At 68.7% G+C, this 13,812-nt stretch carries 6 protein-coding genes; 1 reads left to right on the top strand and 5 read right to left on the bottom strand.

Features of this window, described 5'->3' with window-relative positions; all coding sequences use genetic code 11:
* Window positions 1-2,328, top strand: a 2,328-nt coding sequence (locus FKV25_RS13015; RefSeq protein ID WP_211345439.1) for an FG-GAP-like repeat-containing protein, incomplete at its 5' end; no start/stop codon positions are given.
* A 6-nt stretch (window positions 2,329-2,334) separates the two neighbouring features.
* Here FKV25_RS13015 and FKV25_RS13010 read toward each other — a convergent pair.
* The 5 genes from FKV25_RS13010 to FKV25_RS12990 form a co-directional block, all read right to left on the bottom strand.
* Window positions 2,335-3,831, bottom strand: a complete 1,497-nt coding sequence (locus FKV25_RS13010; RefSeq protein ID WP_141519231.1) for a lipopolysaccharide biosynthesis protein — start codon at window positions 3,829-3,831, stop codon at window positions 2,335-2,337.
* Window positions 3,828-4,712, bottom strand: a complete 885-nt coding sequence (locus FKV25_RS13005; protein WP_141519230.1) for an alpha/beta fold hydrolase — start codon at window positions 4,710-4,712, stop codon at window positions 3,828-3,830. Before FKV25_RS13005 ends, FKV25_RS13010 begins: the two co-directional genes overlap by 4 nt.
* Window positions 4,709-5,530, bottom strand: coding sequence for an alpha/beta hydrolase family protein (locus tag FKV25_RS13000; protein ID WP_141519229.1), 822 nt, complete (start codon window positions 5,528-5,530; stop codon window positions 4,709-4,711). The genes FKV25_RS13005 and FKV25_RS13000 overlap by 4 nt, the downstream gene beginning before the upstream one ends.
* The gene (locus tag FKV25_RS12995; protein WP_141519228.1) at window positions 5,527-12,135 is read right to left on the bottom strand and encodes a non-ribosomal peptide synthetase; all 6,609 of its coding nucleotides are present in this window, start codon (window positions 12,133-12,135) and stop codon (window positions 5,527-5,529) included. Before FKV25_RS12995 ends, FKV25_RS13000 begins: the two co-directional genes overlap by 4 nt.
* On the bottom strand, window positions 12,135-13,812 hold a 1,678-nt coding region (locus tag FKV25_RS12990), incomplete at its 5' end, for an aspartate aminotransferase family protein (protein WP_141519227.1). The genes FKV25_RS12995 and FKV25_RS12990, both read right to left, overlap by 1 nt.

Here is a 13,812-nt window from a genome sequence, read left to right as displayed (position 1 = left end):
GAGGATTCCTACATCCACCACAACACCTCCGATGGCCTGGACCTGCTGTACATGGACGGCGGCAGCAATTCCTCCGTCACCGTGCGCCGCACCCACGCCGTCGGGAACGCCGGCAACCAGCTCAAGACCCTGGGCAAGACCCTCATCGAGAACTCGGTCGTGGTCGGCAACTGCGCCTACTTCAACGGTCGCGATTCGATGAAGTCCGACGACCAGTGCCGGGCCCTGGGCAATGCGATCTCCGTCGGGCTCGTCGGCGGTCAGGACATCACCATCCGCCACAACACCATCACCGGCCAGGGCGACTGCCTGATCCTCAGCGAGGGCGGCTCGTCGACGTCCAGCCTCAACATCCAGAACAACGCGCTGGTGGGCCAGGTCGACTGGCGCTCCAACCTGCAGGGGAACACCGGCGAGCTCACCTGCGGCCACTACGCGTACAACTCCAGCGCCAAACTGACGTATTCGGGCAACCTGTTCTACAACGTGAAGCAGGGCCAGTGCCCGAGCGGCAGCATCTGCAGCGACCCCAGGCTCGCATCCTCCGCCATCGCCAGCTTCGACGCGACGCCCCAGTCGGGCAGCCCGCTCGTCGACAAGGCCCCCTACCTGGCCGCGGTAGCCGACGACTTTTATGGCAATGCGCGCCCATCGGGCGGAGCCGCCGACATCGGCGCCATCGAGCTCCAGGCAGGCGGCGGCAATCCGCCCCCGGACCCCGCACCCACCTGCAGCAGGAATGCCCCGACGCTCCAGCTCACCGATGCAAGCCAGAGCGCACTGGCCGGCACGTCGCTGAACTACGTGGTCCGCGTGTCCAACAACGACAGCAGCGCCTGCGCCTCGACCACGTTCACGCTTGCCAGGTCGGTACCGGGAGGCTGGTCCAGCAACCTCGCCAGCCCCACCGCCAGCATCGCGCCGGGGCAGTATCGCGACATGGCAGTCCAGGTCACCTCCACTTCCAGCGCGTCCGCGGGCACCTATTCGATCGGGCTCGGAGTCGGAAGCAATATCGCTGTCCATACCGTCAGCACCGTCGCGCACTACGTCGTGACGGCCCCAACGCCACCGCCGGCATCCTGCGCCCGTTCCAATCCGCAACTGACGCTCAGCGGTCCGGGCACCGTTAAGCCGGGCGACACAAACACCTATCAGGTATCGATCAAGAACCTCGACTCAAGCGCCTGCAGCAGCTCGACGTTCGACATCGCCACCGAAGTCCCCAGCGGATGGAGCCAGTCGCTCTCCACCCAGCGCGTTGCCCTGTCCAGCGGCGGTTCGAGGACCGTCACCTTGACCGTCACTCTTCCCGACTCGGCGGCGACCGGCGCGCGGCAACTGGCAGCCAGGGCGACCAACGCAGGTGCGACAAGCTATTCAACACGCAAGTCCATCCCGGTCGAAGTGCAGGACAACGACGACGAATCGCCGGTAAAGCCACCGGTGGTGCGCAAAGCCCATGATTTCGACGGCGACGGACAATCCGACATCTTCTGGCGCCACTACGGCGGCGGCTGGAACGTGATCTGGCGCGCCGCCGACGACGGCAACCGCTCCCAGGTCGCGACGGTGGCGAACAGCCATTGGAGTATCGTGGGCGAAGGCGATTTCGACGCGAACGGCACGACCGACCTCCTCTGGCGAAACGCATCGACCGGCGCCAACACCATCTGGCTGGATGGCGGCGCCGAACGCGAGCTTGCCGTCGCCCGCGTCACCAGCTCCGAGTGGTTCGTGGCCGCAGTCGGCGATTTCGACGCCGATGGCGTCTCCGACATCCTCTGGCGCAACAGCCAGACCGGTGCAAACGTGGTTTGGAAGGCCGGCGACTCCACCAGGCAGATGCCACTGGCCAGCGTGCCCAGGCTTTCGTGGCATATCCAGGGCGTGGGTGATTTCAATGGAGATGGTCGCTCGGACCTCTTCTGGCGCGATTCGGCCACTGGTCGCAACACGATCTGGCTGTCCGGCGACGCTTCGACGCAGCAATCGGTCACGACGGTGAGCAACCCCGCCTGGCGCGTGGAGCACGTAGCGGACTTCAATGGAGATGGCCGCGCCGACCTCCTGTGGCGCAAGAACGGCGTGGGCAACAACGCGATCTGGAAGTCGGGCAACGAGTCGACCCAGATGTCCATCGCCGCGCTTCCGGACGCCGGCTGGGCCATCGCGGGCGTGGGTGATTTCGATGGAGACGGCACGGACGACATCTTCTGGCGGAACGCCTCCACGGGCGACAACACGATCTGGCGCTCTGCCAACGTGAACTCGCGGATGGAACTGCTCGCTGTCCGCGACCAGGAGTGGCACGCAGAGCTTCGGTAACGCGGCTTACGACCCCGGCGCTCGATGCCGGGGCAGCACGCGGGCGAGCGCGAGCTCCTGCAGCTGGCGCCGGGGCCGGGAATCCAGCACGAGCACGACCCCCACAAGGCATGCTCCCGTCAACGCGCCGCCCAACAGCAGACGCTGCCATCCCGCGGGCACGTCCCATCCATCGATGAGCCCGATCATGCCCAACGACACGATCGCCGCACACGCGGCGGTCACGATCGTGCGAACGTCCGGCAAGCGCAAAAGCGACCTCTTGACCACGACGCAATGCGCCAATCCAAGCCCCGCTGAGCTGGCCACCGTGGCCCAGGCGGCACCCATCACGCCATGTGAAGGTATCCAGAGATAGTTCAGCATGCCATTTAGCAGCAGGCTCAGGAACACCAGGCCCAGCACGGTCTTGGAGCGCTTCTCCAGCAGCAAGCCATAGCCGGACAACAACAGGACCGGCTGCAGCACGCAGACGACGGCGAGCAGCGCGAAGACGGGGCCGGAGGCAGCCTTGTCGGCGCCGCTTGCCACGAGGATGAGGTCACTCCCGAAGTTTCCGAGCAGGACCGCGATGCCGACCGCCGCATAGGTCATCGGCACCAGTACACGTGACTTGAGTTCGCGCAACGCCGCTTCGCCTTCGGTGACGTACACGCGGTTGGCGGTCGGCAGGAAGGCCTCGAACACGGAAGCATTCATGAACAGGCTTACCTGCATCGCCAGAGAAGAGCCGATGCTGTAGACGCCCACCAGGGCGAAATCACCGGTGATGTCCTTGAGCATCCAGCGATCGAGCGACACCAGGGTCACCGAGATGATCTCGCTCAATGCCATCGGCATGCCGAACATGAGTGCCGCCCGGGTTTCCGACAGGTTGATGTCGGCACGGGAGAAGTTCAGGTGGCGGCGCATCCACAGGATGTAGAAGACACCGAACAGGAGCGTGGTGGCGAGCTTTCCGGAGTACGCGGCCACCGCGCTCGCCTGCACCAGCAACACCGCGCCGAGCATCAGCAGCAGCTCGACCCAACGACTGCTGATGCGCAGGTGCATCACCAGGCGGGAGCGCTCGGTGACCTTCTGCACCGTGTCCACCAGGCTGGAGAAGACCGCCATCGGCGCCATCGCCACGACGAGCCAGAACATCGCCCCCTGCCGCTCGCCGCTGATCGCGTCGACCAGCACCATCCCGGCGACGACCAGCACCCAGACGATTAAGGCCAGCCCAAGCGGCACGTAGAACAGGTTGGTGGCGAACGCGCGCAACTCCTTCGCGCCGCCACCGTGGGGGTAGAACCGCAGGATGGCGTGCTGGGCGCCGAACTTGCCGACGGCGACCGCCATCAGGATCCAGGCCCCGTAGTAGCCGAACATGCCGTACTGGGTGTTGTCCAGCAGCCGCGTCAGCAAGGGGAACGAGACGAGTCCTGCCAGCAGGGTCAACGCGTTGCCGGTGGCGTAGCGACGGTAATGCGTCGCCACGCCCTGTGCGTCCTGGCTCATGGCGTCGCCCTGTCGAGGGACGCGTCGGCGCGGTTCGCGAAGTTGTCGCGCATCCAGTCGACGGTCCGCGCGAACAGCTTCTCCCGGTCGCGGCGAAGATAGAAGGTATGGTCGCAATCGCGCCAGAACTCCACGCTCACCTGGCGCGCGCGCGCCGCCGGCCCGAGCGCGCCGGCAAGTTGCCCGGCATGGTTGACGTAGTAGTAGCTGCCGGACGTGTAGATGCAGAGGAGGCGCACGTCGCGATCGACGAGCGCGCGCAGTTGCGCGCGGGCATGCACCTGCTCCGGGAAGTCACGGTAGTCCAGCAACGTGGGGCCACTGCCGTTCCGGTCGCGAAGTCTGGCCACCGCCGAGAGCCAGCGCCGGGGACTGAACATCCGCGGCAACAGGTGGCGCAGCCAGAACTGCGGGGTGCGGTAGCCGATGCCGTCCAGCATGATCGCGCCGACGATGCGTGGATCGTCGCCGGCCAGGTGGAACGCGTCGTCCGCGCCCGAACACAGGCCGCCCATGACGAAGCGCATCAGGCCGGTTTCCGCCCCGACCAGGGTCATGGCCGCGCGCGCCTCGCGCTGGCGGCGGTCGCCGGCCTGCTGCATCGGGGCCTGGCTGTCGCCCAGGCCCGACTGGTCGTAACGGAACACGGTGAAGCCCGCGCGTGCGAGCGCGCGTGCCAACGTGACGTACTCCCGGTAGGGACCGGCGCGCCCGGTGAGCCCGGCATTGAGCAGGATCACCGCGACCGGCTGCACGTGGCCGGCGGGGTGGCAGGGTCGGTGCAGGATGCCCACCAGGCCTGGACCGAACCGGTGCGCGCTCTCGCCCCGTGCATTGCGATGCCGCCGCGTCATGGGCAACTGCCTGAGTTCAGCGTTCATGCGGCCAGGCCCGTGATGCGCTCGACCAGCATGCCGACGCTTCGACGCGGGAACACCTGAGCCTCGAACTGGCGCGGCACGTCGAACGCGGGCGTTTCGTCAGGATCGAGCCAGAGGCAATCCACGTCGATGCCCTGGCCACGCTGCCACTCGATGAATGCGGACAGGCGCGCGGATTCACGCCATGCCGCGACCAGTATCCGGCTCCCTTCGGGAAGGCCGACGCGCGAATGGTCGGTGGATCGCAGCGCGTCGAGAAGCGCGTCGCTCACTTCGTGGCCCATCAACTCACCAGGCCCGGACGCGGGCTTCCCGAACGGATAGCGACCGGCCACCGTCAATTGCTCCACCTGCTGGTGCTGCCAGTCCTCGACAAGGGCCGCACCGTCGATGAGCGGATCCCACAGGACCAGGTCCACCGGCGACTTCGAGGCCGCCGCGTGCGCCAGGACGGGCAAGGCGGCGCTCCGGAACGCGAGCACGCTCAAGTGGCCGGGGCGCACGCATGTCGACAGCTCGACGATCGCCGACTCAAGATCCTCCGCCATGCCTTCCAGCCGGAGGTCGCCGGCCTCGCCTCCCGAGTCCCCGCTGCCGTACCAGTCGAAGCGCAGCACGTCGTGTTGCGCCTCGGCGAGCGCTTCGGCCAGGTGCCACATGGCCCGCTGGATCCGGGTGGCGTCCTGCAGCAGCGGCGCGCAGACCAGGCAGGCTCGCTTGCCGGCGGCCGGGGACGGACCCATGCGAGGGGCGCGACGGGAATGCAGCATGCCGAACAGGGCCCGCGCTTCGTCGCCGAAGAAGAAGGGCTCGCTCATGGCGCCGCCTTCTCTCCCCTGCCCATCCAGCGTTCCAATCGGCGCCTCAGGCGGGCGAGGAACGGTCGCGAGACCGGGTCCGCGCCAACACCGGCGGTCGCGTCGATGTCGGGCAGCGCTTCGGCCACCTGCTCGAGGCTGAGGCTCGCCAGGCGCATCAGTTTCAAGCGGACGCCGGTATCGCGCGCAACGCGGTTGGCCATCTGTACCGCCAGCATCGAGTGCCCCCCCAGGTCGAAGAAGTTGTCGGTGGCCAGGACGTCCACGCCCAGCAATTCTTCCCACACACCCATCAGGTAACGTACGCGGGCGCTGGCGGAGGACGCGTCGCGCGCAGGCCACCGCGGCATGGCGTCGTCACGGCCACGCGGGCGGACGTGCGACGCATCTGCCGCGGACGCTGGCGCGAAGACCGTGCCGGCGGCACCGACACCGGTGTGCACGTCCTCGAGCACGGTGGGTGCGGGCAGCGCATGGCGGTCGATCTTGCCGTTTGGCAGCAGGGGCAACGCTTCGAGGACAACCATGTGCTGCGGAAGCATGTACACCGGCAGGCGCGCGCGCAGGGAATCGCCCAGGGCATGGGTGGAGATCTCACGCCCCGCCGCCGGCACGACGTAGGCGACCAGGCGCACGTCGCCGGGACGGTCTTCGCGCGTCGCCACCACGCTGCGCGACACCGCGTCGTGGGCCATCAGCGCGGCCTCGATCTCCCCCAGCTCGATGCGATGCCCGCGCAGCTTGACCTGGTGGTCGAAGCGCCCCTGGTGCTCCAGCAGTCCATCACTGCGCCAGCGGCCCCGGTCGCCGGTGCGATACAGGCGTCCCGATCCGGCCTTCGCGCCCTCGCCTCCGAAGGCATCGGCGACGAACTTTTCCGCGGTCAGCTCCGGGCGATCCAGGTAGCCGAGGGCGACGCCGGCGCCGCCGATGCATATCTCGCCCGAAACACCGGGGGGGCATGGCTGCATCGCGTCGTCGAGCACGTGGACCGTGGTGTTGTCGATGGGCACGCCGATGCTGATGCCCGCCTCGTCCGGCTGGACCTTCCAGCAGGTCGACCACACCGTGGTCTCGGTGGGGCCATACATGTTCCACACCTCGCTGCAGCACGCCCCCAGGGCTTCGGCCAGGTCGGGCGCAAGCGGCTCGCCGCCGCACAGGGCCCTGAAGGTCCCGGCGGGACGCCACCCGGTATCGACCAGCATGCGCCAGGTCGACGGCGTGGCCTGCATGAAAGTCGCCCTGCTGGACTCGAGCAGGGACGCCAGCTCGAAGGCATCGGTCGCGGTCTCGCGATCGGCCAGCACGATCTCGGCGCCGACGGCGACAGGGAGGAACAGCTCGAGCACCGCGATGTCGAAGGAGGTGGTGGTCACCGCCAGCAGGCGATCGCCTGCCTCGAGCCCGGGTGCGTGCTGCATGCTCTGAAGGAAATTGACCACGGCCCGGTGCGGGACCTGCACGCCCTTGGGGCGACCGGTGGAGCCGGAGGTATAGATGACATAGGCGACCGAGTCCGGCGCCGCCAGGTCGGTCGTCTCCGCGAGCGGTTCGGTGCGTGCCAGCAGCGCCGCTTCGGTATCGACCTCGAAGACGCGGGTGCGCGGCAGCTCAAGCGCGTTGCACAGGCCCGCTTCGCTGACGACCAGCTCCAGCCCTGCGTCGTCGACCATGAACTGCAGGCGGTCGCGCGGATAGTCCGGGTCCATCGGCACGTATGCCACGCCCAGGCGCAGTGCCGCCAGCATCGCCGCGAGCATGTCGGGGCCGCGCTGCATGCAGATGCCTACGCGGGCATCCCGCCGCGCGCCCAGCGATCGCAGGCACGCCGCGATGCGGAGGCTGCGCTCGTGCAGCTGCCCATGCGTCCACGCGACGTCGCCGAACCGCACCGCCGGATTCGAAGTCCAGGCCGCGGAGTGCGCCGACAACCAGCGTCCAACGGTCGGCTCCTCGGGTAATGCGCGCCAGGTGGCATTGGCGATGCGCGTGAGCGCGCGGTCGGCCTCGCATTGCGCGTCGAGCGTGTCCACCGGCTTGTCCGGGGCGGCGATGACGGCTTCCAGCAGGCTGCAGAAGCGCTGGTTGAACAGCCGGGCCGAGGGCGCGGTCAGCACGTCGGTATTGAAGCTCATCACGCCCGACAAGCCCTGCGCGTGTTCCAGGAACCACAACCCCAGGTCGCCCGCGCTGGCCTTCTGGAACACCAGCAGGTGCTCATGCTCGAGCTCGGCCCAGTGCGTGCGGCGCATGCGCACGTCCTGGAAGGAGAAGGTCGACTGGTAGATCGGCGCATGGCTCGGGTCGCGCGGGACGTCCAGCGCCTGCAGGAGCCGGTCGAAGGGGACGTCGGGATGCGAGAACGCGTCGAGCACGGCGCGCCGGACCTGGTCCAGCAACGCGTGGAAGGGCATGCCCCGCGTGATGCGCAACCGCACCGGCAGCATGTTGACGAAGAAGCCCATGATCGACTCGAGCTCTTCGCTGTCGCGGTTGCGGACCGGCAGGCCCACCACCAGGTCGTCCTGGCCGGAGAGGCGGTGCAGGAACAGGTAGTAGGTCGACAAGAGGACCATGAACAGCGTCGCGTCGCTCTGCGTACCGAGCGCACGCGCCGCGTCGACGGTCGCCCGGTCGATGCTGAGCCACTCGATGTCGCCGGCGCCGGTGGCTTCCGGCGGGCGCGGCTTGTCCAGCGGCAGGCGCAATGGCTCGAGCGCACCTGCCAGGTGCTCTTTCCAGAAGCCCAGCTGGCGGTCGAGCGCCTCGCCGCGCAGCCACGCCTGGTACCAGGCGGCGACGTCGCCGTAGCTCAGGCGCAACGGAGGCAAGGCCGGCGGCTCGCCTTTGCGGAAGGCTTCGTAGAGCGCGGACATCTCGGCATAGAAGACGTCGAACGACCACCCGTCCCAGATCACGTGGTGGGTCATGAAGAACAGGACGTGGTCGTGCTCCGACAGCCGATAAAGCCGGGCGACGAACAGCGGTCCGCGCTCGAGGTCGAAGGGCTCGGCGATCAGCGCCTCCATGCGCGCGCGCAGGGCCGGTTCGCGATCGGCCTCGTCGAGGTCGGAAAGGTCGTGCACGGGAAGCGCTGCGTCGATGTCATCGCGCACCCACTGGCACGGACCGGTCCCGTCGAGCACGATCACCGTGCGCAGCGAGGCCTGCCGGCAGACCATGGCCTGGAACGCACGCTCGAACGCGGCGTGGTCCATCGGCCCGCGCAGGCGATGGGCCGAGGGCGTGTTGTAGGTGACGCGGCCGGGCTGCATCTGCTCGAGCACCCACAGCCGTTCCTGCATCGGCGACAACGGAGCACGCTGCTGGTCGGCGCGTGCAAGGATCTCGCCGCGGACGGGGCGCGCCGGTGCTGCCGCGTCGCCCGCGACGAGCGTCGCCAGGCGCGCGACGGTCGGCGCGTCGAACAGCGAGCGCAGCGTCAACGAAGCCCCCAGCTCGCGGTTGATGCGCGACACCAGCCGGGCGGCGATCAGTGAATGCCCGCCATTGGCGAAGAAGTCGTCATCCACGCCAATGCCTTCCACCCCGAGCACCTGGCCCATCAAGGTGGCGATGGCGGCCTCGGTGGGATTGCGCGGCTCGACCCGAGCCACCGGTGCGTCCGCGACGAGGGGCGGCGGCAGTGCCTTGCGGTCGATCTTGCCGTTCGGCAGCAAGGGGATGGCCGCGAGCGACACGAAGTGCTGCGGCAGCATGTACTCGGGCAGCGTCTGCGCGAGGTGGGCCCTGAGGCCTGCATCGTCCGCCGCCCCGCCCTCGCCCGCGACCACGTACGCCACCAGCCGCACGTCACCGGGGCGATCTTCGCGTACCACGACCACCGCGCGGGAGACCGCGGGATGGCTGGCCAGCACGGCCTCGATCTCGCCCAGTTCGATCCGGTAGCCCCGCACCTTGACCTGGTGGTCGAGGCGGCCAAGGTGTTCGAGCATGCCATCGGGCCGCCAGCGCCCCAGGTCGCCGGTGCGGTACACGTGCTCGGTGCCGCCTTCGGCGACCGGAAGTCCCTCGACGTCGACGAAGCGATCCGCTGTCAGCTCCGGTCGCTGCAGGTAGCCCAGGGTCACGCCCTCGCCGGCGATGCAGATCTCGCCGGGGACGCCGCGCGGGCATGGCCGGGTACGCGAATCGAGTATCCACACCCGCGTGTTGGCCACCGGACGACCGATATGGATGTCGGGTCGTCCCTGCGCGTCAGCGGCGACGCGCGCGCAGGTCGACCACACCGTGGTCTCGGTCGGGCCGTACATGTTCCAGAGCGCACCCGTCCTGGCCAGCAGCTCGCCCGCGAGGTCCGGCGGCAGCGGCTCGCCGCCGCACAGCGCGGTGAACCCGTCGCCGCCCTGCCAGCCCGCTTCCAACAGCAGCCGCCAGGTGGAAGGCGTGGCCTGCATGCAGGTGATGCCGGCCTCGCTCACCAGGCGTGCGAGCGCCTCGCCGTCCATCGCGGTGTCGCGGTCCGCCATCACGACGGTGGCACCGACGCTCAGCGGGAGCATCAACTCCAGCACCGCGATATCGAAGGACAACGTCGTCACCGCTAGCAGGCGGTCGTCCGCCGCCAGGCCCGGCTCACGTTGCATGGCGACGAGGAAGTTGCCCACCGCGCCATGCGGGACCTGCACGCCCTTGGGGCGTCCGGTCGAGCCGGACGTATAGATCACGTAGGCGACCGAACCGGGTCCGGCCGACTGTGCATCGCGCCCCAGCCGGGTCTCGGGCATCGCCGCGAGCTGCGCTTCGATGCGCTCCATGACCAGCACCGGCCGGCCGCGCAGGTCGAACACGGATTCGGACGCCTGCTGGGTCAGCAGTGCCGCCAGGCCCGCGTCACCGGCCATGTAGGCCAGGCGGTCGGCGGGGAACTTCGGGTCGAGCGGCACGTAGCCCGCGCCTGCCTTCAGTACACCCAGCAGGCAGGCGAGCATGTCGGGGCCGCGCTCAAGGGCGAGGCCGACCAGGCTGCCAGCGTGCACGCCGTGTTGCCTGAGCAGATGGGCAACGCGATTGGCCCGTGACTCCAGCGTGCGATAGTCCCATTCGCGATCGCCATGGCGGAGTGCGATCCGCGTCGGGGCAAGGTCGCACTGCCGCTCGAAATACTCGTGCATGCGCTGGTCGCGATCGCGGCCGACCGGAGCCGGTTGCAACGCCGAGAGTTCCGACCGGGTGTCGCCGTCGAGCAGGTCCAGGGCCGCCAGTGGCGTCTCCGGCTGCCGGCTTGCCTGGCGCAGCATCGCCTCGTACGCCGACATCCAGCGGCGGATCGTCGCCTCGTCGAACAGGTCGGTGTTGTACTGGCACTCCAGGCGGAGCTGGCCATGCACCTGCACCGCGTTGATCGACAGCTCGAAGTTCTCGTGGCTGCGCGGATTGCAGTCGAATTCAAGGCCCAGGCCGGGGAAGCGGTTGCTCTCCTGGTCCAGCGCCTGGTCGATGTTGAACATCACGCTGACCAGCGGCAGGCGTGCGGGATCGCGTGCCAGCCTGAGGCGCTGCAGCAGGGTGCCGAAGGTATAGCGCTGGTGATCGAGGGCGTCGAGCAGGACGCCCTGCGCCGAGCCCAGCAGCGCTTCGAAGGGCGCTTCAGCCGCGATCGCGAAGCGCAAGGGCAACAGGTTCACGCAGTGCCCGACCAGATCGCCATGGCCATCCACCGATTGCCCGGCCGCCGGGATGCCGACCACCACGTCGTCCTGCGCGGACAATCGCGACATCAGCCCGGCGAATCCGGCCAGCAGGGTCGCGAACAGGCTGCTGCCCCGCCGCGCGCCCATCTGCCGGACGTCCCGCAGCAGTTCCGCATCGAAGACATGGTCGTAGCGCCGCGAGGCCGAGGTGCGGCGCACCGGTCGCGGGCGGTCGATCGGCAGCTCGAGCACCGGCGCGCCGTCCTTGAAGCGCGACATCCAGAACGCTTCGTCGGCGGCAAGAAACGCCGTGGCCTCGTCGTCGCCACGCGACAACGCGTAGTCGGAGAATGCGACCGGCGGCGGCAGCGGATCGCCACTCTGGCCGATCGCATGGGCGTAGAGGCTGCCCAGCTCGCGCACCATCACCCACCACGACCAGCCGTCGCAGACGATGTGGTGGGCGCTCAGGACCAGCCGGTGGCGCCCGCGAGGAAGACAGAGCAACTCGGCACGGAACAGAGGGCCGCCCACCAGGTCGAAGGGTGTGTCGACGCTGGCACGCAGGCGGGCATCGACGGCCCGTGCAAGCCCTTCGGCATCAAGCGCCGTAAAGTCGTGTTCGACGAGTTCGAGTCCGTCCGACCGTGCGGTGATGCACATCGTCTCGCCATCGGCGCCGAAGCACGCACGCAACGCGTCGTGCCGACGGTGGAGCGATGCCAGGGCGCGGCCCAGGGCGCGCCGGTCGAGGTCGCCCTCGAAGTGGAGGGAGACCGACTCGTTGTAGGCCAGGGATGCCTCGTCGCCGAGGCGCGAGGCAAGCCAGAGCTCGCGCTGCGGCTCGGTGGTGGGGACGACGCGCTCGATCGGACCGCCGGCGAAGGGATCGTAGTCGACCGCTTCGCCAATGCCATCCCTGGACGGACTCGGTGCCTGGCTGCCCATCAACCCACCTTGACGTACTGGTCCGGGCGATCCGGATCGGCGACGTACCACGCCGGGCGCCCTTCCGGATCGCGACCGATGCGCGCACCCGGTACCGGCGGCGCCGATGCATCCATCACGGGAATCGGGCTGGCCGCCTTGCCGGGCAGGAAGCCGGACTCCTGCAACTCCACGACCGAGGCCTTGAATGCCTCGATGATCGCGCGGAAATCGGCGTCGTCGTGCGCGGTGGTCAGGAAACAGGGGAAGTTGTCGAGGATATGGATGCCCCGGCTGCGCATCATCGGGAACAGCAGGTCCTGCAGCGGGTGGTCCTCGAGGAAGAAGGTCTTCCACACCGAGGCGAAGTGGCGTACCTCGACCGGCGCGCCGCGACTGGCGCAGAACGCATTGATCTCTTCGGCCATCGCGGTGACGCGCGCATTGAGTCCCTCCTGCAGCGCCCCGCCCTGCCGCTTCATCTCGGTGAGCACGGCATGCGCCGCGGCCAGCGCCATGGGGTGGCGCACGAAGGTGCCGGCGAAATACGTCACGCCGACGGTGGGCACGGAGTCGTCGCCGTACTCCCACTGCCCGCCGTCGAGCGCATCCATGAACTCGCGCTTGCCGGCGATCGCGCCGATCGGCTGGCCGCCGCCGACGACCTTGCCGTAGGTCGCGATGTCGGCCTTGACGCCGAACATCGCCTGGGTGCCGCCGGGGTGCGCGCGGAAGCCGGTGATGACCTCGTCGAAGATGAGTGCGGCGCCGGCCTCGGCGGTCACCTCGCGCAGTTCCTTCAGGAACGCCACCGGTCGGAAGTCGGGACGACGGCTCTGCACCGGCTCCACCAGCACGGCAGCGATCTCGTGCGCGCGCTCGCGGATGATCCGCATCGCCTCCGGGGTGCCGTAGTCGAGCACCAGCACGTGTTCGGCGGTGTTGCGCAGGATGCCCGGCGCCGCCGGTACCGAGGTCAGCTTGCGGGTGCCGCGTACGATGACCTCGTCGATGATGCCGTGGTAGGAACCGTTGAATACCACCAGCGTCTCGCGGCCGGTGACGGTGCGCGCGATCCGCAGCGCGCCGAGCACGGCCTCCGAGCCGGTATTGCACAGCGCCGCGCGATCATGCCCGGTCAGCTCGCAGATCATCTCCGACACTTCCCCCGCGAGCGGATGCTGCGGTCCGATGTCGATGCCCTGGTCGAGCTGCCTGCGGACCGCGTCCATGATGAAGTCGGGCTGCCAGCCGAACAGACTCATGCCGAAGCCGTTGAGCGCATCCACGTATTCGTTGCCGTCGATGTCCCACATCTTCGAGCCGCGCGAGCGCTCGATCACGATCTGGTAGACGATCTCCTTGGTCAGCGGCCGGAAGCCGTTGACCACGCGCGGATCGGCCATGTGCGGACGATGGCGTGCGGTGTAGGCCTTCGACTTCGGCGAGCGGGCGATGTAGCGGGCCATGAACGCATCGAGCGCGCTGCGCTGCCCGTCGCTCAGCACGAGCTGGCCGTTGCTGTCGATGCGCGCGATGGCCCCGAACGCCTTCTTGATGTCGTAACGGGTGTGAGCGAGCGCAGCAACGTCCTCGTCTGCATCGCCCGCTGCGGCCACCGGCACCGACGCCGGCACCGGGCGCGATTCGGCCGGGGCCGACACCGCGACCGGTGCGGGCGCGGGCGTCGCCGCGGGG

Source organism: Marilutibacter aestuarii, from assembly GCF_006546775.1.
Taxonomy (GTDB): Bacteria; Pseudomonadota; Gammaproteobacteria; order Xanthomonadales; family Xanthomonadaceae; genus Marilutibacter; species Marilutibacter aestuarii.
Note: the sequence above shows the minus strand (reverse complement) of the source record. Positions and strands in the feature narration are given on the sequence as shown.

Coding starts and splice junctions, on each gene's coding strand:
- FKV25_RS13005 (WP_141519230.1), bottom strand. CDS start 4,712: ATGAACGCTGAACTCAGGCAGTTGCCCATGACGCGGCGGCATCGCAAT.
- FKV25_RS13010 (WP_141519231.1), bottom strand. CDS start 3,831: ATGAGCCAGGACGCACAGGGCGTGGCGACGCATTACCGTCGCTACGCC.
- FKV25_RS13000 (WP_141519229.1), bottom strand. CDS start 5,530: ATGAGCGAGCCCTTCTTCTTCGGCGACGAAGCGCGGGCCCTGTTCGGC.
- FKV25_RS12995 (WP_141519228.1), bottom strand. CDS start 12,135: ATGGGCAGCCAGGCACCGAGTCCGTCCAGGGATGGCATTGGCGAAGCG.